This window comes from Paraburkholderia sp. RL17-380-BIE-A (assembly GCF_046028085.1).
GTDB lineage: Bacteria > Pseudomonadota > Gammaproteobacteria > Burkholderiales > Burkholderiaceae > Paraburkholderia.
In genome coordinates, this window is the sequence record NZ_JARESQ010000001.1 from 329,183 (window position 1) to 352,226 (window position 23,044).

At 63.5% G+C, this 23,044-nt stretch carries 16 protein-coding genes; 11 read left to right on the forward strand and 5 right to left on the reverse strand.

Going from position 1 to position 23,044, the window contains the following annotated elements; genetic code table 11:
• Positions 1 to 144: 144 nt before the first annotated feature.
• The 3 genes from P0D68_RS01535 to P0D68_RS01545 form a co-directional block, all read right to left on the reverse strand.
• Positions 145 to 4,986, reverse strand: a complete 4,842-nt coding sequence (locus P0D68_RS01535) for an NAD-glutamate dehydrogenase (protein WP_408295806.1) — start codon at positions 4,984 to 4,986, stop codon at positions 145 to 147.
• 156 nt (positions 4,987 to 5,142) lie between these two features.
• Positions 5,143 to 5,943 carry an alpha/beta fold hydrolase gene (locus P0D68_RS01540; protein ID WP_408182863.1) on the reverse strand — a complete coding sequence of 267 codons (801 nt, stop codon included), beginning with the start codon at positions 5,941 to 5,943 and terminating at the stop codon, positions 5,143 to 5,145.
• Positions 5,940 to 6,974 (reverse strand): M14 family zinc carboxypeptidase, encoded by a 1,035-nt coding sequence (locus P0D68_RS01545; protein ID WP_408295809.1) that lies wholly within the window; start codon positions 6,972 to 6,974, stop codon positions 5,940 to 5,942. The genes P0D68_RS01540 and P0D68_RS01545 overlap by 4 nt, the downstream gene beginning before the upstream one ends.
• A 291-nt stretch (positions 6,975 to 7,265) precedes the next feature.
• Here P0D68_RS01545 and phnC point away from each other — a divergent pair, with 291 nt between their 5' ends.
• From phnC to P0D68_RS01565, 4 genes are all read left to right on the forward strand, one after another.
• Positions 7,266 to 8,171 carry a phosphonate ABC transporter ATP-binding protein gene (gene phnC, locus P0D68_RS01550; RefSeq protein ID WP_408295812.1) on the forward strand — a complete coding sequence of 302 codons (906 nt, stop codon included), beginning with the start codon at positions 7,266 to 7,268 and terminating at the stop codon, positions 8,169 to 8,171.
• Between the two features lie 41 nt (positions 8,172 to 8,212).
• On the forward strand, positions 8,213 to 9,190 hold the full coding sequence (gene phnD, locus P0D68_RS01555; RefSeq protein WP_408467973.1) for a phosphonate ABC transporter substrate-binding protein: 978 nt from the start codon (positions 8,213 to 8,215) through the stop codon (positions 9,188 to 9,190).
• Complete coding sequence (gene phnE / locus P0D68_RS01560; RefSeq protein WP_408295818.1) at positions 9,187 to 10,029, forward strand: phosphonate ABC transporter, permease protein PhnE; 843 nt, start codon at positions 9,187 to 9,189, stop codon at positions 10,027 to 10,029. The genes phnD and phnE overlap by 4 nt, the downstream gene beginning before the upstream one ends.
• A 299-nt stretch (positions 10,030 to 10,328) precedes the next feature.
• The gene (locus P0D68_RS01565) at positions 10,329 to 11,165 is read left to right on the forward strand and encodes an EamA family transporter (protein WP_408295821.1); all 837 of its coding nucleotides are present in this window, start codon (positions 10,329 to 10,331) and stop codon (positions 11,163 to 11,165) included.
• Positions 11,166 to 11,180: 15 nt separating this feature from the next.
• Here the strand turns inward: P0D68_RS01565 and pdxR are convergent, their stop codons facing one another.
• Positions 11,181 to 12,686, reverse strand: coding sequence for a MocR-like pyridoxine biosynthesis transcription factor PdxR (gene pdxR / locus P0D68_RS01570; protein WP_408295824.1), 1,506 nt, complete (start codon positions 12,684 to 12,686; stop codon positions 11,181 to 11,183).
• 123 nt (positions 12,687 to 12,809) lie between these two features.
• Between pdxR and P0D68_RS01575 the strand changes: the two genes are divergently transcribed.
• From P0D68_RS01575 to P0D68_RS01605, 7 genes are all read left to right on the forward strand, one after another.
• A complete protein-coding gene (locus tag P0D68_RS01575) occupies positions 12,810 to 14,093 on the forward strand; it encodes a 4-aminobutyrate--2-oxoglutarate transaminase (protein WP_408295827.1) in 1,284 nt (427 codons plus the stop codon).
• Between the two features lie 10 nt (positions 14,094 to 14,103).
• Positions 14,104 to 15,564 carry an NADP-dependent succinate-semialdehyde dehydrogenase gene (gene gabD, locus P0D68_RS01580; RefSeq protein ID WP_408295830.1) on the forward strand — a complete coding sequence of 487 codons (1,461 nt, stop codon included), beginning with the start codon at positions 14,104 to 14,106 and terminating at the stop codon, positions 15,562 to 15,564.
• A 419-nt stretch (positions 15,565 to 15,983) separates the two neighbouring features.
• Positions 15,984 to 17,579, forward strand: coding sequence for a methyl-accepting chemotaxis protein (locus tag P0D68_RS01585; protein ID WP_408295833.1), 1,596 nt, complete (start codon positions 15,984 to 15,986; stop codon positions 17,577 to 17,579).
• Between the two features lie 139 nt (positions 17,580 to 17,718).
• On the forward strand, positions 17,719 to 18,651 hold the full coding sequence (locus P0D68_RS01590) for a hypothetical protein (protein WP_408295836.1): 933 nt from the start codon (positions 17,719 to 17,721) through the stop codon (positions 18,649 to 18,651).
• 199 nt (positions 18,652 to 18,850) lie between these two features.
• Positions 18,851 to 20,389, forward strand: a complete 1,539-nt coding sequence (locus tag P0D68_RS01595; RefSeq protein WP_408295839.1) for a methyl-accepting chemotaxis protein — start codon at positions 18,851 to 18,853, stop codon at positions 20,387 to 20,389.
• Positions 20,390 to 20,559: 170 nt separating this feature from the next.
• A complete protein-coding gene (locus tag P0D68_RS01600) occupies positions 20,560 to 20,859 on the forward strand; it encodes a hypothetical protein (protein ID WP_408467974.1) in 300 nt (99 codons plus the stop codon).
• Positions 20,860 to 21,550: 691 nt separating this feature from the next.
• On the forward strand, positions 21,551 to 22,540 hold the full coding sequence (locus P0D68_RS01605) for a DUF6566 family protein (RefSeq protein ID WP_408467985.1): 990 nt from the start codon (positions 21,551 to 21,553) through the stop codon (positions 22,538 to 22,540).
• A 42-nt stretch (positions 22,541 to 22,582) separates the two neighbouring features.
• Here P0D68_RS01605 and P0D68_RS01610 read toward each other — a convergent pair whose 3' ends face one another.
• Positions 22,583 to 22,792 carry a hypothetical protein gene (locus tag P0D68_RS01610; RefSeq protein ID WP_408182888.1) on the reverse strand — a complete coding sequence of 70 codons (210 nt, stop codon included), beginning with the start codon at positions 22,790 to 22,792 and terminating at the stop codon, positions 22,583 to 22,585.
• Between the last annotated feature and the right edge of the window lie 252 nt (positions 22,793 to 23,044).

A 23,044-nucleotide genomic window follows, 5' to 3' on the forward strand; every position in this document is an offset into this window, starting at 1 on the left:
CGTCCGTGAGTTTGCAAAGAGCTTTCGGTTGGCAACAGCCCGTATTATGGCCATGCCGGGCGCCATGCGTCCAACCCCGGTGCGATTTGCACCGTGCCCCTGCCTGTACTCGAGAACGCCGCCTTTGGCGCGCCGAATGCCGCGTCAGACTCGTTCGAGCGCCGCCATTTCGCGCACGATCACCAGCAGCATCGAGAGACTCGCGCCGCCCGTGGCCCGCAGATCCGCCAGCAGTCGTGCGTAGCGCTCCAGTTGCGCGATGCGCTTCTCACGCCATGCTTCGACGAGCGCGTCCGGTGTGGATGCCTCGTCGGCGCCGGCCAGTGCGCTCGTGGTCAACGCGCGTTTGAGACGCGCAAGTTCGGCCAGCGCCGTCGCGCGCGCCAGCATGTCCCAGTGCGTGGGCACCGGCAAAGCAGCCGCGCGCTCACTGATCCAGCTGGAATTGAGCAGCGTGCCGAGCGCGAAATACACGCCCGCCACCAGTTCGAGGCTGCGCCCGCAGGTCGACGCAACTTCGGCGATGTCGAGCAACGCGGCGGATATCTCGCCGCTCGCGATCCGCACCGCCAGTTCGCTATCCACGCCGGCATCCACGAACACGCGCTGCCGTTCCGAGAGCGCTTCGAGGTCGGCGCCCGGCAACAGCGCCGGCCATTGCGGCGCGAGGCGTTGCGCTGCGTCGCGGCAGCGCGCGAGCAGGCCGGCCACGTCGCCTGCGTTGACCGCGCCCGACTGCAATTGCCGCAGGAACCACAATGCGGAACGCTCCACCAGGCGCGCGACTTCGACGAACATGCGCGCCTGAACGTCGTCGGCAACGCGGTTGTCGAGCGCGTCGATACTGCGCCAGACGTGGTCGAGATCGAACACGTCGCGCGCCATGATGCAGGCTCGCACGATGTCACCCGGCTGGGCGTCGGTTTCTTCCATCAGCCGGTGCACGAATTCGCAGCCCACCCGATTCACCAACGCATTGGTCAAATGCGTCGCGAGAATTTCGCGGCGCAGCGGGTGGCGTTGCATCGGCACGCTAAAGCGCTGCCGCAGCGGCTTCGGGAAATACTCCACCAGCATGTCGGCGACGAGCGGGTCTTCCGGCATCGACGAGTCGAGCAACGCGTCGTACAGCCACATCTTGCTGTACGCGAGCAGCACCGCGCGCTCCGGCGTGGTGAGCCCCTGTTTCGCGGCCTGCCGCTCGGCGACTTCCTCATCGGTCGGCAGAAACTCGATGACGCGATTCAGACGCCCGGTCCGTTCGAGGTAGCGCATCAGGCGCGCTTCCGCATCGAGCAATTCGACGCCGTAACGGCCGGCGATCGACAGCGCCTGCGTCTGGTAGTAGTTGTCCTGCAATACGAGCAGGCCGACCTCGTCGGTCATTTCAGCGAGCAGCGCGTTGCGCTGCTTCTCCGTCATCTCGCCGTCGGTCACGACCAGTCCCAGCAGAATCTTGATGTTGACCTCGTGATCCGAGCAGTCGACGCCCGCGGAATTGTCGATCGCATCGGTATTGATACGGCCGCCACGCTGCGCGAATTCGATGCGCCCGAGTTGCGTCAGACCGAGATTCCCGCCTTCGGCCACGACCTTGCAACGCAAGTCGGCACCGTTGACGCGGATCGCGTCGTTGGCGCGGTCGCCGACCTGCAGATGCGTTTCGCGGCTCGCTTTCACATAGGTGCCGATACCGCCGTTGTACAGCAGATCGACCGGCGCCTGCAGAATCGCGCGCATCAATTCAGCGGGCGCGAGCGCCGGCGCGCTGATGCCGAGCACCGACTGCACGGCCGGCGAGAGCGGAATCGTCTTGGCACTGCGCGGAAACACGCCGCCACCCGCCGAGATCAACGCGGGATCGTAGTCGGCCCAACTCGAACGATCGAGGATGAACAATCGCCCCCGTTCGGCAAGACTGACCGCCGGATCGGGACTCGGATCGAGAAAGATATGCCGATGATCGAACGCGGCCACCAGCTTGATATGCGGCGACAGCAGCATGCCGTTGCCGAACACGTCGCCCGACATGTCGCCGACGCCCACCACCGTGAAGTCCATGGTCTGGGTATCCACGCTCATTTCGCGGAAGTGCCGCTTGACCGACTCCCATGCGCCGCGCGCCGTGATGGCCATTTTCTTGTGGTCGTAACCGACCGAGCCGCCCGATGCGAACGCGTCGTCGAGCCAGAAACCATATTCCTGCGAGATCGCGTTCGCGTAGTCGGAGAACGTGGCCGTGCCTTTGTCGGCGGCGACCACCAGATAGGGATCGTCGGGATCGTGACGCACCACGTCAAGCGGCGGCACCACGGCCGTGCCCGCGAGGTTGTCGGTCAGATCGAGCAGGCCGCGCAGGAAGGTCTGATAGCACGCGATGCCTTCGCGCATCCACGCGTCGCGTTCGGTTTGCGGCGGCGGATTCTTCACCACGAAGCCGCCTTTGGAACCCACCGGCACGATCACCACGTTCTTCACCATCTGCGCCTTCATCAGGCCGAGCACTTCCGTGCGAAAGTCCTCGCGCCGGTCCGACCAGCGCAAACCACCGCGCGCCACGCGTCCGCCGCGCAAATGCACGCCTTCCACGCGCGGCGAGTAGACCCAGATTTCGAACATCGGTTTCGGTTCGGGCAAGCCGGGCACGAGCGCAGGGTTGAACTTGAAGGACAGATACGGTTTTGGATGACCTTCCGCGTCGAAGCGATAGTAGTTCGTGCGCTGTGTCGCTTTGATCACGCCGAGAAACTGCCGCAGTATCCGGTCTTCGTCGAGATTCGGCACCTGATCGAGCGCGCTGTCGATCGTGTGCAGCCAGCCGTCGACGCGCGCCTCGCGCGTTTCGCCCAACACCGGGTCGAAGCGGGCCACGAACAACTCGACCAGCATCCGCGCAATGGCCGGATTGCCGGTCACCGCGCGTTCGATATAGGCATCGCTGAAGGTCGATCCCACTTGCCGCAGATATTTGGCGTAGGCACGCAGTATCGTTACCTCGCGCGCATTCAGTTGCGCCCGCAAGACGAGGCGATTGAAGTCGTCGCTCTCGATCGCTCCGGTCCATACCTGCTCGAACGCTTCTTCAAAGAGATCCTTGACACGTTCGATATCGAATTCCGCGTCGTCGGCGAGTTCGAGGCCGAAGTCGTGAATCCACGCCGGCGTCGCGCCCAATGCCTCGATCAGATAGGGCCGCTCTTCATCCACGCGTACGCCGAGGTGTTCGAGCATCGGCAAACTGCGTGACAGGGCGATCGGCAGACCCGCGCGATACACCTTGAAGCGGAATGCACGCGGACCCGATTCGATTGGGCGGTACAGGTTCATGGCGAGCCGCTCGCTGCCTTGCACGCGTTCGATCAATTCGATATCGCGCACCGCCGTGCGGGCCGGATAATCGTCGCGATAGCCGGCTGGAAACGAATCGCCGTAGTGTTGCAGCAAGCGGTTGCCCTGCTCTTCGCCGAAAGCGTCGAGCAATGCATCGGCGAGATCGTCCTGCCAGCGGCGCGCGACCTGCACGAGCCGCGCTTCCAGCTCGCGCGTATCGACATTGGGCATACCGCCTGGCTTCGCATGCACGACGAAGTGAATGCGCGCGAGCGTCGACTCCGAAAGCAGCGGCGTAAACTCGACGCTCTCGCCGTTGAACGCGTCGGCCAGCAGATTGGCAATACGCTGGCGCAGATCGGTGTTGTACTTGTCGCGCGGCACGAACACGAGGCACGACACGAAACGGTCAAAACGGTCTCGCCGCACGAACAGACGCGTGCGCTGATGCTCCTGCAAGCGCAGCACACCCAGCGCGATGTCGTAGAGCTGATCCTCTTCGGCCTGAAAAAGCTCGTCGCGCGGATAGGTTTCGAGCACCGTGAGGAGCGATTTCGCGAGATGACCTTTTGCCAGGAAACCGGCACGCCGCACAATATTCGCGCATTTGCGCCGCACGATCGGAATCTCCGAGGCCGACACGAAATACGCGGTGGACGTATAGAGACCGATGAAACGCCGCTCGCCGGTCACCTTGCCGTTGGCATCGGTCAGCTTGATGCCGACATAGTCCAGATAGCCCGGCCGGTGCACAGTGGCCCGCGAATTGGCCTTCGTGAGAAAGATCGGCGACGTGGCGGAAATGATTTCGACCGCAGCCGGCGGCAAGGGCGTGACTTCGGCGGTGGCGACGGGCCGTAGCGCGTCGCGCAGAATGCCCAAGCCCGAGCCCGGCACCGCGAGCAAACCGTAGCCGATATCGTGCTGAACCAGTTCGTAATCGCGCTGGCCGAGAAAGGTGAAATGATCGGCCACCATCCATTCGAGAAACGCGCGCGCTTCCAGACCTTCCGGGCCCGCCTCACCGGCTTTCATGCCCTTGATCGTGCTGCGCGCGAGTTCGACGATTTTTGGCCAGTCCTCCACCGCCGCCCGCACGTCGCGCAATACCCTCGCGATGTCGTCGCGCAACGCGTCGAGTTTTGCGGCATCGCCGCAACGGTCCACTTCGAAGTGGATGAACGAGGTCAGCTGCGAACGCGTGTCAGTGGCTTCTTCAGCGCCCTGGCTCACCCGCGCGATGCTGCCGTCGGGCGCACGCCAGATGCGAAACACCGGATGCACGACGGAATGCAGCGCGAGGCCATGCCGGTTGACCGCCATCGACACCGAATCGACCAGAAACGGCATGTCGTCATTGACGATCTCGATCACCGTGTGATCGGAGTGCCAGCCATGCTGTTCGAGAATCGGGTTATAGACGCGCAAGCGCTCGGCGCCGGGTACGAAACGCTGCGCCGTTTGCCAGTGCGCAAGCGCCGCGCCGTAGAGATCGGCGATCGAACGGCTTTGCAGATCGTCGGCGTCGACGAAATCGTAGTAGTGCCGCAGAAAAGGCTCGACGACCTTGAAGGTGGGTTCGGGCAGGCGCCCTCGCGCAAATTCGACGACATCGTTCAGCAAGTGCGTGACAGCTTCTTCGTTCTTTGCTTGCATGATCAACTCCCCGGCTGGAGGCAATGGCGAGTATCGCTTGATTCGCATGCATCGTCTGAAGGGGAATTATGCACCTGCCGACCATGATGCGAAGGATGACCGCACTTAGGTTATACCCGCTGACGTTCGCCGCGCCGCAACGTAGGATCGCGCCGCTCAGAGCACGGCTTTGGGCACCGCATGCTCTTCGCCGAGCCATGCGCGGACCTGCTCGCCAGTCCACACGGGGTCGTCGTGCGGCAGATCGTGCCCGGCCCACGGGTGCTCGCAGTGCAAAGCGCCCCACGCTGCCGCGAGCTTCGCCGAGCATACCGGGTCGACCAGTTTGTCGGCCCGCGAAGAAAGTATCAGCACAGGGCATTCCGGCCGCGCCGTGCCCGCGGTAAAACGTGTCGCGGCCCAAAGTTGCCGCAACGCATTGCCACGGCTCACGGGCGCGCTGCGGCGAATCCGGCTCCACGTGTCGAGATCGTCGCCCAGCGTCTCCACGTTATTGCACGTCAGGCGATGAATACCGTGTTCCGCGCGCGGCGCGTCGCGCCAGCGCGCGGCCACGCCCAGCAGGCCCGGCCACGCAGAAGGACGCAACCGCTCCTGCATCTGGCTGAACGGCCGCATGCTTGTATTGATGAGCACCAGCCGTTCGATCTCATAGGGATACCGCTGCGCCCAGTCCGTCGCCACCATGCCGCCGAGCGACATCGCCAGCACGCAATACGGGCCCGGCAAACCGCTTTGCAAAGCAGCATTTCGCACGAAGCCGACCATCTCGGCGACCGTCGACGGCGCGCGCAAATGCGCGAACTCGCCGTTGCCCGGCAGATCGAGCAGCAGCAGCCGGGCAGGCGCGCCCGTTTGCCAGGGCACGTCATTGACGGCGCCCTGCAGCAAGCCGGGCAAGCGGCCCCAGTGGCGGATTTCGCGCGTGAGTCCGCGCAGCAGAATCCACGTGCTCATAGGCTTTCCGGTTGATACCAATGGTCGATCGCGCTTTGCAGCAATTGCTCGCGACGAGGGCCTTGCGGCAGCCAGCGTTGCGACGAAAACGCCGCGCGCGCCAGAAAGTCGAGCAGGTTCGCGTGACGCCGCAGCACACGCGCGGTTCGATGTGCCTTGACCGGATTGAACATGCCCTGACGCGAAAACAATTGACGCGGGTTTTTCTTGATCCAGAGCCACGAGCCCAGTTCGAGCGTCATCGGCAGGAAGACATTGGGAGCGGGCGCGCGATCGTAGGCGAAGTCCCACAGATCGCCGTGCAGCAGATATTGATGGCTCTGCGGTTCGAACGCGTAGCCATGATGGGGATGCGCGCGTTCGAACATGGTTTTCAACACGTACATTTCCGGCAAATGCGGCATCAGCTTGCGCGTGCGTGCGTACGGAAACCAGATGCTGTCGCTCCAGCCGTACCCCGAGTGGCAATCGAGCGCAATGCTCAACGGCCGCGCGGCCAGTTCGGTTTCCACCACCTGCAGCAGCGCGGCAGCCTCGGGTTCCATCGGCGCACCCATGCGGCCGCGATACCACGGCAGCCACGCGCCCACGCGCTGGCCGCCCGCCAGCAGCGGCACGCGTTCGTCCGCATTCTGCGGCGCGTTGCGCATCAGATCGACGCCGTTCGGATTCGCACGCGTGGCCGCCCACATGCCGCCCGGATTGACGATCGGCATAAAGATCAGACGAATCGACTGCAATTGCCGCACCAGCAGTTCGTCCCATTCGAGCCGCGCCAGCAGCGCGCGCATGTAGTCGAGCACGAGTTGCGAGCCGATCCGCTCGAGCCCGTGAATGCCGCCAAAAAACCCGATGGCCGGAGCCTGCGGATCGGTGGATCCAATGCTCGCGGTCTGGATGGCAAATTGCCGGCCGCGCACCGTTGTTTCGCAGACTGTGCGGATCGCGAAGCTCGCGCTGCCCTGCTCGAGGATCGCCCTGAGATCTTCGTACTCCGCAAAACTGTCGGGAAGGAAGCTCAGGGGCTGCATGAGGACGTCGAAAGGGATTGCAAGGTTATTGGGGACGGCACACCGATTGACGAAATATAGCCTGGCGCGGAGCGATCATGCTGAAGCGTCGCCAACACAACTGAATCGTGTCACACGCATGACATTTTTCACTCGAGCGAATGACATCGTTCTGCCTTTCTGGCGACGCAAAAAAGACACGAGAAGATATAGTCGTCTAGACGTTGCGATGCCTTCACTCAACCGTCACAGACGCTTCCTAGAATGAGTCCCACACATGCCGGCAGCGGCCGGATGCATCAAGGGGTACTTATGGACGCAATTCGGGAAGCAATCCGTATCGAACGGTTGAGCAAGACGTTCAGCAACGGCCGCAAGGCGCTGGACGAAATCGATCTGCGCGTCGAACCGGGCGAGATGGTTGCGTTGATCGGCGCCTCGGGCTCGGGCAAATCGACGCTGCTGCGTCACATCGCGGGCTTCACGGCTTCGGATGCGCAGCCGTCGCAGATCGCGATTCTGGGCCGGCCGATTCAGCAGAACGGGCGCATTGTGCGTGAAGTGCGCAGCATTCGCCGCGATATCGGCTTCGTGTTCCAGCAATTCAATCTGGTGAACCGGCTCTCCGTGGAAAGCAACGTGCTGATCGGCGCACTCGCCCGACTGCCGTTGTGGCGCCGTCTCAGCGGGCGTTTTCCGCGCGCCGAGCGGGCGTTGTCGATGGCCGCGCTCAACGAAGTCGGCATTGGCGAACATGCGCGCGAACGCGCCGCCAATCTCTCCGGCGGCCAGCAGCAGCGCGCGGCGCTCGCCCGTGCCTTGGTGCAACGCGCGCGCATCGTGCTCGCCGATGAACCCATCGCGTCGCTCGACCCCGAGTCGTCGCGCCGCGTGATGGAGATGCTGCGCACGCTGAACATCGAGCATCGACTCACGGTGCTGGTGTCGCTGCATCAGGTCGATATCGCGATGCAGTATTGCCCGCGCACGGTTGCGCTGCGCCGCGGCAAGGTGGTCTACGACGGCCCTTCCGCCGCGCTCACGCCAACCTTGCTCAAGACGCTTTACGGCGAGGCCGCCAGCGAACTGCTCGATGAATCCGCCCCCAGCGCGGACGATAGCGAGACTAACCACGCGGCCGGCAGCACACCGCTTCAGGACGCCGCGCCCGCTTCGGGCCGCTATGCATTCGCTCTCAATCCGGCGCACTCGAACTGAGCGCGTCCATCCACTCTGCTAACTCAACCGGATCTCAAACAATGAAATTCCTGCGTTCGTTGATCACGCTGGCCGTCGGCGCGGCTGCTTTCGCCGGTGCCGCCACCGCGCACGCCGAGGACATCAATCTCGGCATCATTTCGACCGATTCGTCCTCGGTGCTGAAACAACGCTGGGAGCCGCTGATTCAGGACATGAACAAGCAAACCGGCCTGAACATCAAAGCGTTCTTTGCAACGGACTACGCCGGCATTATCGAAGGCATGCGCTTTAACAAGGTACAGGTCGGTTATTTCGGCAATGCGTCGGCGATCGAGGCGGTGGACCGTTCGCAAGGCGAGGTATTCGCGAAGGTCCAATACGCGAACGGTGACGCAGGTTACTACTCCGTGCTGATCACGAATGTGAACAGCCGCTTCAAGACGCTCGACGACGTGTTCAAGAATACGAAGGACGTCACGCTCGGCTTCGGCGACCCGAACTCCACCTCGGGCACGCTGATTCCCGGCTATTACCTGTTCGCCAAACACAATACGCCGGTCAACACTTCATTCAAGACCGTGCTGCCGTCGAGCCACGAAGCGAATCTGCTGGCCGTGGTGAACAACAAGATCGACATCGCGACCAACAACACCGAGATGCTCGACACGTTGAAGAAAAAGCATCCGGACAAGTTCGCGCAGGTGCGTGTGCTGTGGAAATCGCCGCTGATTCCGTCGGACCCGCTGGTATGGCGCAGGGATCTGCCGCAAGCCACCAAGGACAAACTGCGCAACTTCTTCCTGAACTATGCGAAGACCGATCCGCACGAAAAAGCGGTGATGGCGGCGATTACCGGTTACGGCGGCTTCGCGGCGTCCTCGGATGCGCAGTTGGTGCCGATCCGCCAGGTCGCGTTGTTCCAGCAGAAGCAGAAGATCGAGAGTGACGCGCATCTCTCCGATGACGATCGCAAGACCCAGTTGGCCGCGCTCGACGCAAAGCTGAGCGCGCTGAACAGCGCGCAATCGAAGCAATGAACACGGTCGATCTGATCACGTCGCCGCCGCGTGCGAGCGAAACGCTCGCCGCGCCGGCGGCGAGTCATTCCGCGCCGGTTGCGGGCAAACGCAGCTGGCTGTCGCTGCTCGGCTGGATCGCCGTGCTCGCAGTGTTGGGCGGCGCATGGCACGGCGCCGATATGCGCCCGCTGGATCTGCTGAGCGACTCCGGCAACATGGGCCAGTTCGCCAAAGACTTCTTTCCGCCCGACTTCACCGAATGGCGCAGCTATCTGCACGAGATGTATGTGACGCTCTCGGTGGCGGTGTGGGGCACCGCCCTCTCGCTCGTGTGCGCGGTGCCGTGCGGACTGATGTCCGCCCACAATATCGCGCCGATGTGGGTCGTGCAGCCCATGCGCCGCATGATGGACGCGTGCCGCGCGATCAATGAAATGGTCTTCGCCATGCTGTTCATCGTGGCGGTCGGACTCGGTCCATTTGCCGGCGTGCTGGCGCTGTGGGTGCACACTACGGGCGTGCTCGCCAAGCTGTTCGCCGAAGCCGTCGAGGCCATCGATCCGCGCCCGGCCGAAGGCGTGCGCGCCACCGGCGCAACCGGCCTGGACGAAATCATCTACGGCGTGTTGCCGCAAGTGCTGCCGTTGTGGATCTCGTACGCGTTATATCGCTTCGAATCGAACGTGCGCTCGGCGATGGTGGTCGGCATGGTCGGCGCGGGCGGCATCGGCGTGGTGTTGTACGAGGCGATCCGCTCGTTCAACTATGCGCAAACCGCCGCGGTGATGATCATGGTGATCGTGGTCGTGACGGTGATCGACCTCGCGTCCGCGTGGCTGCGTGAACGCGTGACCTGAGGTGACAGAAGTCTCATGAGGTTGTCCCGGCGTGACGGCCCGGCGGGAGGGTCTGACGAAGCAGCGCTTCGTCGACTTCTTGCCCGGCGTCGCGCCGCGTTTCAGTTTGCAGTTCAACCTGCGTACGGCGCTGCCAGCCCGTCCGGGCGGCGTCTCTTTGACGCCACAAATAGCCGCATTTCCCCAAATAAAACCCCTCCAATCGAGTCGTCCACTCCTTTATCCTGGCGTTCTGCTGGAATAATCACGGGCTTGCGGCCCGCAACCCGGGCCTTCGCTTCCCCTCTTCCCGGTCTTCGATGGAAACCTTTGTCGTTTTGCTGGTGCTGCTCTCCGCGCTGCTTCACGCCACGTGGAACGCGTTCCTGCATCTTTCGGAAGATCGCGTCTGGCTGCTCGGCATGATGGCGATTCCGTATATCGCCGTGAGCGCGGTCGGCGTGGTCGTACTGCCCATGCCCGCGCCGCAGGCGTGGCCGTACATCTTTGCATCGGTCGTGCTGGAATTCGGTTATCTGCTGGCGCTGATTCGCGCCTATAAAAGCGGCGACTTCGGGCAGATCTATCCGATTGCGCGCGGCCTTTCGCCAATGCTCGTGTTCGTCGGCGCACTGGTCTTCGCCCATGAAGCGCTCAAGCCGTTGGCCGCGATCGGGGTGGCGCTGGTGTCGATCGGCATCGTCTCGCTGGCGTTTCGGCGCGGCATGCGCTTTTCCGGCGAGAGCGTGCCCTTCGCGCTCCTGACCGGCCTGTTCATCTCCGCGTATTCGGTGGTCGACGGAATCGGCGCGCGCGTGGCGGGCAATGGCCTGAGCTACATCATGTGGGTCTATCTGATCTGGAATATCCCGCAGTTTCTGCTCGCCTGGCATTGGCGCGGCGGCGCAAAAGGGCTTTTCATCGGCCGCGCCGTGGTGCTCAAGGGCATGGCGTCGGGCGTGCTCGCGTTGAGCGCTTACTGCCTGATCATCGAGGCTTACCGCTATCTACCGATCGCGATGGTCTCCGCGCTGCGCGAGATGAGCTCGATCTTCGCGGTGCTGATCGGCTGGCTGTTCATGCGCGAGAAGCTGACCACGCGGCGTATCGTTGCGTGCGCGCTGGTGACGTTGGGGGCGGTGCTGATCAGGGTTTGAGTTTGAGTTCTTCCCTCACGCAAACTCCGGCAACGTCGCATCGATCGCATCGGCCAGCGTATTGAACGCCGGCGCGATCTCCTCATCCGGCACGCACGCGTAGCCGATCAGCAAACCCGACGGCGCCAGCGACGGCTGCGCGTAGTATCCCGACAAAGGCCGCACGACGATATTGCGCTCCAGCGCCGCGGCGGCCACCCGCCGGTCGTCGCTGCCGTCGGGCAACTGCATCACCAGATGCAGGCCGGCGTCGCCGCCCACGGCCGGCAACGCGTCGCCGTAACGTTGCGCGGCGGCGTCGAGCAGCGTCTGGCGGCGCTGTCCGTACAGCGTGCGCATCTTGCGGATATGCGACGTGAAATGCCCTTCGGCAATGAACTCCGCGAGCATCGCCTGCTGCAACAGCTGCCCCTCGCGATACAACTCGGCGCTCGCGGTGGCAAAGCTCTCCGCCAGCGCCTCCGGCACGACGAGGTAGCCAATGCGCAAACCCGGAAACAGCGTCTTGCCGAAGCTGCCCACGTAGATCACCTGCCCCGACGTATCCAACCCTTGCAACGATGCCAGCGGCCGGCTGCCATAGCGGAATTCGCTGTCGTAATCGTCCTCGATGATCCAGCACTGGTTCTGCCGCGCATATTCGAGCAGCATGCGGCGCCGCGCGAGACTCATCACCATGCCGAGCGGGTATTGATGCGAAGGCGTGACGAGCATCAGCTTCGGCGGCTGCGCGAGGTCGTCGGCGGACGGATTGATGCCTTCCTCGTCGACGGCGATCGGCCGCGATTGCAGGCCGGACACGTGGAGCACGCTACGCACGCCCCAATAACAGGGATCCTCGGTCCAGATCACGTCGCCCGGATCGGACAACAGGCGCACGGCGAGGTCGACCGACTGGTGAATCCCGGTCGTGATGATGATCTGCTCCGGCGTACAGCGCACCGAGCGCGAGGTGCGCAGATAGTCGGCCAGCGCGTGCCGTAGCGACGCCAGCCCGCCGCCCGGCGCGTACGTGAGCAGGTCCGGCCGCAGCCGGCGCCAATATTTGTTGTGCAAGCGGCTCCACACCCGCGCCGGAAATTTCGTGACGTCCGGCACGCCAGGCATGAACGCGCCCCACTGACGCTTGGACACGCCCGCGCCCGCCACCAGCCGCGCGCCACGCGTGGAAAGCGCTCGCCTCGCCTGCTGCGGCAGCGGCTCCGGCCGCACGTCGGGCGCCACGGCATCGGGCATGCCGACGATCTCGTCCGGAGCGCTGTCGGCAACGAACGTGCCACGCCCGGTCGCTGAACTCACATAGCCTTCGAGCACGAGTTGCTCGTACACCTGCGTGACCGTATTGCGCCCGATGCCCAACTCCTGCGCCAGCAAACGCGACGACGGCACCTTGCTGCCCGGCGGCAGTTCGCGCGACAGGATCGCCTGCTGCAAGAGCCGATGCAGCTGGCGATAGATCGGCTGCCCATTGCCGCGGTCAAGGCGCTGGGCCAGCCAGTCGGACAAAACGCTCGCGCGCATGGATTGGCTCCTATAATTTTATTGAAATGGCTCTGAAGTTAAGAGCCAAATCTCATTATAGTCGCTGCATGTGCTGCGCTGAGGGCGCGGCGTCCGCAAAACCGAGGAGCGAAGGAGATGACCATGAAGAATGCCGAACTGAAAAGCCGCAAAGACGCTGCCACACCGCGCGGCGTCGGAGTGATGTGCGATTTCTACGCCGAGCGCGCTGAAAACGCGGAATTGTGGGACGTCGAGGGCCGCCGTTTCATCGACTTCGCGGCCGGTATCGCCGTGTGCAACACGGGCCACCGTCATCCGAAGATCGTCGCCGCGATTCGCGATCAGCTCGATCATTTCACCCACACGGCGTATCAGATCGTGCCGTACGCGTCGTATGTCGAACTGGCCGAAAAACTCAACGAGCGCGCGCCGGGCGACCATCCGAAGAAAACTGCATTCTTCACGACCGGCGCCGAAGCTGTCGAAAACGCGATCAAGATCGCCCGCGCCGCGACCGGCCGCCCGGGCGTGATCGCCTTCACCGGCGGTTTCCACGGCCGCACGTTGATGGGCATGGCGCTGACCGGCAAGGTCGCGCCGTACAAGATCGGCTTTGGCCCGTTCCCGTCGGACGTGTTCCACGCCCCGTTCCCGAATCCGCTGCACGGCGTGACCACAGCCGACTCGCTGAAGGCCATCGAATTCCTGTTCAAGGCCGACATCGATCCGAAGCGCGTGGCCGCGATCATTTTCGAGCCGGTTCAGGGCGAAGGCGGTTTCTATCCGGCGCCGGCCGAATTCGTGCGCGCCTTGCGCAAGCTGTGCAATGAGCACGGCATTCTGCTGATCGCCGACGAAGTCCAAACCGGTTTCGCACGCACCGGCAAGCTGTTTGCCATGCATCACTACGACGTGGTGCCTGATCTGATGACGGTCGCCAAGAGCCTTGCCGGCGGCATGCCGCTGTCGGGCGTGATCGGCCGCGCGGACGTGATGGATGCTGCCGCGCCTGGCGGCCTCGGCGGCACGTATGCGGGCAATCCTTTGGCCGTTGCCGCCGCGCATGCGGTGCTCGATATCATCGACGAAGAGAAGCTGTGCGAGCGCGCCACGGTGCTGGGTGACCGCGTCAAGGCCAAGCTGATCGCGCTGCAAAGCGAAGTGCCCCAGATCGCGGACGTGCGCGGCCCCGGCGGCATGGTTGCCGTCGAGTTCTGCAAGGCAGGCGGCACGGAGCCGGATGCGGAGTTCACCAAGCGCGTGCAGACTCGCGCGCTCGAACGCGGCTTGCTGTTGCTGGTGTGCGGCGTCTATTCGAACGTGGTGCGTTTCCTGTTCCCGCTCACGATTCAGGACGCGGTTTTCGACGAAGCCATGGCAATTCTCGGCGACGTGATCAAGGACAGCGTCGCAATCGCGGCTTGAGGATCGACACATGACCACGTTGACCCTGAAAGACCCGTCGCTGCTGAAAACGCACGCCTACATCGCAGGCGAATGGCAAGGCGCGGACGACGGCGCGACCTTCGAAGTGAAGAACCCCGCCACGGGCGAAGTCATCGCGACGGTGCCGCGCATGGGCACGACGGAAACCCGCCGCGCGATCGACACGGCCAACGCCGCGTGGCCCGTATGGCGCGCCACGACCGCGAAGCAGCGCGCGGTGATCCTGCGCAAATGGCATGACCTGATGATCGAGAACGCCGACGATCTGGCGACGATCCTCACCACGGAACAAGGCAAGCCGCTCGCCGAAGCCAAGGGCGAAATCCAGTACGCCGCTTCGTTCCTGGAATGGTTCGCGGAAGAAGGCAAGCGCGTGAACGGCGACACGATCCCGACGCCGGCGAACGACAAGCGCATCGTCGTGACGAAAGAACCGATCGGCGTTTGCGCGGCTATCACGCCGTGGAACTTCCCGGCCGCGATGATTACCCGCAAGGTCGGTCCGGCGCTCGCGGCGGGCTGCCCGATCATCGTCAAACCGGCTGAAGCCACGCCGCTCTCCGCGCTCGCGCTCGCCGTGCTGGCCGAGCGCGCCGGCGTGCCGCGCGGTGTGTTCAACGTCGTGACCGGCGAGCCGAAAGCCATTGGCGCGGAAATGACGGGCAATCCGATCGTGCGCAAGCTGTCGTTCACCGGCTCGACGCCGGTCGGCCGTCTGCTCATGGCGCAGTGCGCGCCGACGGTCAAGAAGGTGTCGCTCGAACTCGGCGGCAACGCGCCGTTCATCGTGTTCGACGACGCGGATCTGGATGCCGCGGTGGCCGGCGCGATTGCGTCGAAGTATCGCAATAGCGGCCAGACCTGCGTGTGCACGAACCGTTTCTATGTGCACGACAAGGTCTACGACGCGTTCGCCGAGAAACTGCGCGTCGCCGTCGAACAGTTGAAGGTGGGCCGCGGCACCGAAGACGGCGTCACGCAAGGCCCGCTGATCAACGAAGCGGCCGTGCTCAAGGTCGAGTCGCATATCGAAGACGCGCTCGCCAAAGGCGCGCGTATCTTGACCGGTGGCAAGCGTCATGCGCTCGGCCACGGCTTCTTCGAGCCGACGGTGCTCGCGGACGTCACGCCGGCCATGAAGGTCGCGCGCGACGAAACCTTCGGGCCGCTCGCGCCGCTGTTCCGCTTCTCGTCGGACGAGGAAGTGATCGGCCTTGCCAACGATACCGAGTTCGGCCTCGCGTCGTATTTCTATAGCCGCGATATCGGCCGCGTCTGGCGTGTCGCCGAAGCGCTCGAATACGGCATGGTCGGCATCAACACGGGCCTCATCTCGAACGAGGTCGCGCCGTTCGGCGGCGTCAAGCAATCGGGCCTGGGCCGCGAAGGGTCGCATTACGGCATCGACGATTACGTGGTCATCAAGTACATGTGTGTCGGTGGGATCTGAGCCTTACCGCCCAGGCTCGAATATTGGACTGACGCGGAAAGCTACGCCGACCGAATCCTGTTGCGCGTAGCCTTCGTGAAATACACCTCGCGCGCGATTCTGTTCGCGCGCGAACTCCACCTCTCTATTCAGCGCTGCCGTCCGGCCAGCGATACTCACGCCACCTGCCAGCCTGCCGGGCTGCACGAAAACGCTCGCATGGCGTGCGCGCAGGCACCGCGTGCCACTTGCCACGCGCCTGGGAAACCGCCGCAACCAAGGGTTTCACAGGACGAAACTTCCGCTGACATCCGCCGATAACTCGAAAAGGAACGCCCCGGGCGCAGGCCAGTCCACCAGCACCACGCGGCGGGCCCAGTCACGCGCCGCTTCGCCCGGCAACCGTGCGCGATTTCCATTCGTTTTCGAGAGGACTCACGATGCACAAGCTCAGTTTTACGCAAAAACTGTGGCTGCCGCTGATCATCAGCCTCGGCGCCCTGCTGGCCGTTTCGGTGTCGGCAGCGTGGCAGTCGCGCGAGACGCGCATCGAGGAACGTAAGCACGACCTCACCAACGTCGCGCACGTCGGGCTCAGCATCGTGGCGGAATACGGGGCGCTGGCGCAAAGCGGCGCGCTGCCGGAGGCGGACGCCCGCAAGCAGGCACTCGAACGCCTGCGCGGCATCCGCTATGGCGAAGACGGCTACTTTCTCGTCATCAACTCGACGCCGCGGATGGTGATGCATCCGATCAAGCCGGCGCTCGAAGGCAAGGATCTCGCGAACAGCGCCGATGCCGACGGCCGTCACCATTACGTGACGTTCGCGTCGGTCGCGCAGGCGCCGGAAGGTGGCTTCGTCGACTATGTGTTCCCGCATCCTGGCGCGGCGGCCGCGCAGGCGGTCGGCAAGATCGGCTACGTGGTGCGCTATGCGCCGTGGGACTGGATCATCGCGACCGGCGCCTATGTCGACGACATCGACGCTGCGTTCATGCAATCGCTGTGGCTGATCGGCGCGATCTTCGTGGCGGTGTCGGTGGTGCTCGTGACACTCGTCGCGCTCACGAACCGCAGCATCGTGCGCACGGTCGGCGGCGAACCGGCCTACGCTGCGAACGTGGCGGATGCGATCGCATCAGGCGACCTCACGGTGGCGATCCACACACGCGACGGCGACACGTCGAGCCTGCTGCACGTCATGCAGCGAATGCGCGACGCGCTGACGGGCACCGTCCGGCAGATCAAGCACGCCTCGGACAACGTCGCGTGCGGCGCGAACGAGATCGCGAACGGCAATGCGGATCTGTCGTCGCGCACCGAGAATCAGGCGGCCTCGTTGCAGGAAACGGCGTCGAGCATGGAGCAGATGGCAGCGATGGTCCGTCAGACTGCCGACCATGCGCGTACCGCGAGCGGGCTTGCGGCCAGCGCGGCGGATATCGCCAACCGCGGCGGCGACACGATCGGGCAAGCCGTCTCGGCAATGAAAGCCATCTCGACCGAATCGGGCCGCATGGTCGAGATCATCGCGACGATCGAAGGCATTGCGTTTCAGACCAACATCCTCGCATTGAATGCGGCGGTCGAAGCGGCGCGCGCGGGCGAACAGGGCCGCGGTTTCGCGGTCGTCGCGGGCGAGGTGCGCAGCCTCGCGCAGCGCAGCGCGACCGCGGCAAAGGAAATCCGCCAGCTGATCAGTCGTGCGGTGGACAGCGTCGGCAGCGGCGCGACCCTGGTCGAAAACACCGGTTCGACGATCGACCAGGCGCGCGACGCGATCATGCGCGTGACCGGCGTCGTGCAGGAGATCGCGGCGGCCGCTGCCGAGCAGAGCGCCGGCATCGACCAGGTGAACCTCGCGGTCACGCAGATGGACAGCATGACGCAGCAGAACGCGGCACTCGTCGAGCAGGCGGCAGCCGCGGCGCAGTCGCTGAAGGAGCAGGCAACGAGCCTGCAACGCGCGGCCGGCGCCTTCCATGTGGCCGCCGACGCCGGCACGAGCGGCGGCGCACCGGTACTATCCGTCTAATCCGGCCGGTTGCAAGACAGCCGCGATTACGGATGTACAAACCACGCCGCCGGCTGCAAGAATGCGGAGGCAACCGGCGCGCCACGATCCGATCCATGCACGGCGCCCCGCAACCTGAGCGAGGAGAAGGAGCATGTCCATGGGTAGGCTTGTCAAATCCCCAGCCGGCAACCGGAGCGCGCGACAGTGGCTGATGGCCGCGACGCTGGCAGTGTTCTGCTGCCTTACCCAGAGTGCCTTCGCGCAAGCCGCCGACAACGCGGCGAGCCTGGGTGACAAATACCGGAGCCTGACGCAGCAACTGGCTCACAACCCGTTCCAGCGACCGCTGTACCTCGAATCGCAGGAGTTGCCCTCGGCACTCAAGGGCGATATTTACGGTGTGCTCGACTATCCGTTCCAGGCGGTCAACGCTACGCTCAACGACCCGGCTCAGGGGCCGGCCAACTGGTGCGACGTGCTGATCCTGCACCAGAACACCAAATACTGCCATGCATCGACGAGCGCGAGCGGCGCGGTCCTCGCGGTGAACATCGGCAAGAAAACCGAGGAATCGCTTTCCTCGTCCTACCGCGTGCAATTCAACTATCACCCGGTCGCGAGCAGCCCGGATTATCTTCGCGTGGAACTCTCCGCCGCCACGGGGCCGCTGAGCACGAAAGACTACCGTATCGTGATGGAGGCGATACCCGTGGGCGATAACCGCACCTTTATCCATCTGACCTACGCCTACGGTTACGGCACGGCGGGACGGATTGCGATGAAAACCTATCTGGCAACGCTCGGCAGCGACAAGGTTGGTTTTTCTTCCGCGCCCGATCCGTCGACGGGCAAGTCGCAATTTATCGGCGGCGTACGCGGTCTGGTCGAGCGCAATACCATGCGCTATTACCTCGCCATCGACGCCTATCTCGGTGCGCTTTCCAGCCCGCCCAACGCCCGCCTCGACAAACGCCTCACCGACTGGTTCGATGCGACCGAGCAGTATCCGCGGCAATTGCACGAGGTCAGCCGCGCCGACTACCTGCAAATGAAGCACAACGAGTATCAACGTCAGCAGACCGCGCAGTAGGTCGCGCGGCAGGTCGCTGCCGCCCGCAGTGAGGGACAGCCCCGGTCGAACTCCGCCCATCGCGGCCGCAGGTTGCAACGGGCGCGGGGAATGGGTCGTCATGCCTGCCCGACCCAAAAAAAGCTAAAGGTTCAAGGGCCGCCGGTCGTTATATGTACCATACGGTTAATTTTGCATGCCCGCGGCCGGCTACATCCCTATGAAAATTTCGACCAAACTGATTTTGATTGTCGGCACCGCCCTGGCAGGTGTCGTCAGCATCGCTGCGATCGCGCTGTCGCAACTCGACCATGCCCTGATCGAGAGCCGTCAGGCGCAGATTGAAACGCTGCTGACCAAAGCGGAACACCTCGTGCTGTATTACCAGTCGCTCGAAGCGAGCGGCAAGATGAGCCGCGACGACGCGCAGGCTGCCGCCAAAACGGCGCTCAGTCAGTTGAACGCGAACAGCCAGAGCTACTACTGGGTGACGAATACCGACAGCGTCAATCTGGTCCACCCGAACCCGAGTCTCGTCGGCACCAAAACCGGCGGCAACAAGACCACATCTGGCGATCTCACCGATACGCAGGCGTATCAGCAGGGACTTGCAAAGAATCACATTGCACTGGTGGACGTGCTGATCAAGCGCTCTCAGGACGCCCCGCTCGTCGGCAAGCTGCAAGGCGTGGTCGCCATTCCGGCATGGCAATGGTGGATCGGCACGGGGTTCTTCTATGACGACATTAGCGCGGCGTACTGGAAACTCGCGAAAATGCTGATCGTGATTTCGCTTGCGATCTTTGCCGCGGTTGGCAGCATGGCGTGGGTCATGACGCGTAGCGTGAAGCGTGAATTGGGCGGCGAACCGGCCGATGCCGCGGCGTTTGCGGCGCAAATCGCGTCGGGCAATCTGGCCGCCGCGATCAAGCTGGAGGCGGGCGACCGCTCGAGTTTGCTGTACGCGTTGAGCCAGATGCGGCTGCAGTTGTGTGAACTGGTGAAGGGCATTCAGCATTCGAGCGATTCGATTGCGACCGGCTCGGGTGAAATCGCGCAAGGCAACACCGATCTGTCGCAACGCACCGAAGAGCAGGCTGCTTCCTTGCAGGAGACGGCGGCGAGCATGGAGCAGTTGACGGCAACCGTGAAGCAGAATGCCGACAACGCGCGGCAGGCGAGCCAGTTGGCGGTGCTCGCGACGGATGCCACCCAGCGCGGCGGCAATGCGGTCGATGAGGTGATCGGCACGATGCAGAGCATCGCCGACGAATCGCGCAAAATTGGCCAAATTATTACGGTCATCGAAGGCATCGCGTTCCAGACCAACATTCTCGCGCTCAATGCAGCGGTGGAAGCGGCACGGGCCGGCGAGGAAGGGCGCGGTTTTGCGGTGGTCGCGGGCGAAGTGCGCACGCTCGCGCAACGCAGCGCGGCGGCCGCGAAAGATATCAAGGAACTGATCCATTCGTCCGTGGCGCGCGTTGACGACGGCACGGATCAGGTGGCGGTCGCGGGCGAACGGATGAGCGAGATCGTAGAGTCGATCCGGCGCGTGAGCGACATCATGGGCGAAATCGCCGCTGCGTCGATCGAGCAGAGCACCGGTATCGAGCAGGTGAATCGTGCGGTGTCGCAGATGGACGAGGTGACGCAGCAAAACGCGGCACTGGTCGAACAGGCGGCAGCGGCCGCGGCATCGCTCGATGAGCAGGCCGCGCGGTTGCAGACGATGGTCGGCACGTTCCGTATTCAGTAGCACGTTGGAGCGGTTCCCGGCGAACGCGGCATTTGCCGCAATCCACGCACCCGGTGCGCCGTTTCGCGAAGCGTCTCCATGGAGTAAAGGCCCGCCTCCATACGGAAAGAAAACAAGGTATAGTCCGCAAGCGCAGGTATTTCGATTACCCCATTCTGATGGATGTGAATATGATTCCACTCGGTGCAGCATCCACCCTGCTCGGCGGCGTACGCAGCGCCATCAGTTCCGGGCTGTCGATGCTAACAGGCAAAAACAGCACAGGTGAATCCAGCCAGTCGAGTTTTGCGGCGCATCTGAAGTCGGCAACAACATCGCAGAGCGGCTCTGGAAAAAGCGTGCATCACCTTCATGTACCTGCCGCAGGCAGTACGGTGAGCGCATTGGCCAGTTCTTCGTCTTCGCCAGTGCATGGCGCCGGTGCGACACAGGACGGCGCGGCCGGCTCGGTGATCAATACCAGCGCCTGACCTGCCACCGAAATCCAAGGGGTAACGCATTCGCAACCGGCGTTACCCTCAAGCGCGCTGCAAGCCCGCGCGCGGGCCGGTCAATGAAATCCCGTTCGGGGAAACCCCCGTCTGATCGTCGGGGCCAACGCGGCGTCGATCCGGTTCCTCTATGTTCGTCAATGGCGTCTCGACTCGACGCCCTTCTGCACTTCCCCCGTCTAATTTCGTTTGCACGCTCCGGCCGACCGGCGAGTGAATACGTGCCGCAGTTGCGTTTATACAGCTCCCTGTCAATGAATTGAGTCAAACAGCCGTCCCGATGCAGCAAGTCGCCCCGCCGGGAAGTCCCGCGAATAAGGATTCCCTGACCCGTAGTTCAGCATCTACCGCCCACATTTTCTTGATCCCCTGACTGCACCGCGAAAAGTGGCCGCATAGGATGAATGCACGTCAATTGCCTTCATCCGAGTGTTGCCATGGTTCCGTATCTGTCAGAGAGAGAAAATTCGATCGAGCACATCAACGCAATGTGCTTATGCCTCTTCGACCGGTGGTGCGAGACCAGAAGCGTCGCGCCGCTGACGTATCTGCTGCAAGGCTGGCCGATGATGAACAGCGAGCCCGACGCTCTCCGGCGTCTTGGCAACGCTCTACGCGAGCTCAGACGGCAACATCTGCACGACTGCAGCGACGCCTCGTTTCAGGAGGTATGCGAACTATCGGATTGTGTCGAAGACCTGCTGATCCTGTCGTCACTGCCAACGTGGCTGACGAGCGGTTTGTAGCGGCAACGCCGACACCCGGGCTCGCCCAAAGCAATGGGTATGTGGAGGACAGCGTGCATTTCGACGAAATCAGTGACGAAGAATGGCTGCTGCTCGCGCCTATCCTCGCGGATCCTCCCATTTCTCACCGGCAGCGCGGCCGGCCACGCGCGCAGGTTCGCGTCGTGGCGAACGCCGTGGTGTGGGTGCTGACGACCGGCGAATCCTGGTCGATGTTGCCGAGCCACTATCCGTCGGCGCCGACCTGCCGGCACCGCTTCGAGGCATGGCGTTCGAGCGGCGCCCTGGCGCAGATGTACCGGATTCTTTCGAGCACTGGACGCAAGTTCCGGTGCGGTCCGCAGTTCACACTGGAGCGCCGCGATGCCCCATCGCGACGCATCGATCGAGAGACGTGGGAAGATGGTTTTCGCCGGGTGTTCTGGAGGGAGCAGGCGTCCTGGCAAACACCGCGCGAGGCATGGCAGTCGTCCCATACCGCCGATACGTTCAGGCATATTGCGCGGCAACTCCCGAATTCCCTGAATGCAGGGGATCCCGTACCCGGGTGCGTCGAATCGTGCGCACCGGTGACTCGCCCACACACCATGCAACGGCCCGCCTCGCCATGGACGACCCTCGCGTCCAAAGGCCAGACCGAATCCGACCCGCGCGGCTACGTGATCCACGTTTCCGCCGATCGACTGGCCAACGCGCATTTCCGCGGATGGGCCGAGATCGTGCGTGATAAAAAGCGCGTCGCACGCTCCGGGCTGATCGGTCCGAGCTTCGAACACCGCGAGACGGCGCAGCAATACGCGCTCGAATGGGCGCGGCAATGGATCGACGAGGAATGCGGCGAAATCAGCGAAAGCGGCGACGACGCCGCTGAATCGAACAGCGATGTTCGCCAACAAAGAAAATGCTCGGGGTGATCCGCTCCCGAAAGCGCCGGATGCTCCGGCGCCCCTGACGAATCAATGCACCACGCCGAAAATGGCCTTGACACCCTCCGCGGGCGTCAATCCCACGTCGAAGTAACCTTCGAGCCTCAATGCGGTCGCGTCGTCGAGTATGAAAGGCGGCCGGATGAAGCCTGTCGCGAAGGCGTGGTCGTACCATTCGCTCAGCCACGCGCGCAATGCCGCTTCGTGCACCGACAAGGTCCCCAGTTTGTCTACGTTCATCGATGACTCCTTTGTCCGGCCTCGTTCATGTCATCCGACGAGCGGCTCGAAGCGCATTCTGCACAGTTTCTCTGCCGGCGGAAATACGTGCCACGTACCGTCGCTGTGCCGGAAAAAGAACAGCAGGATCGGTCCATCCGGTCGTCTGATTTCGACGCATACGCGGCAAGTCAGACCGTCCGCCGAACCATGCAGCGTGAGCACACGGACCGGAAGCGCGCCCGCCGTCGCCAGTAATTTCTCGCGCAGTCC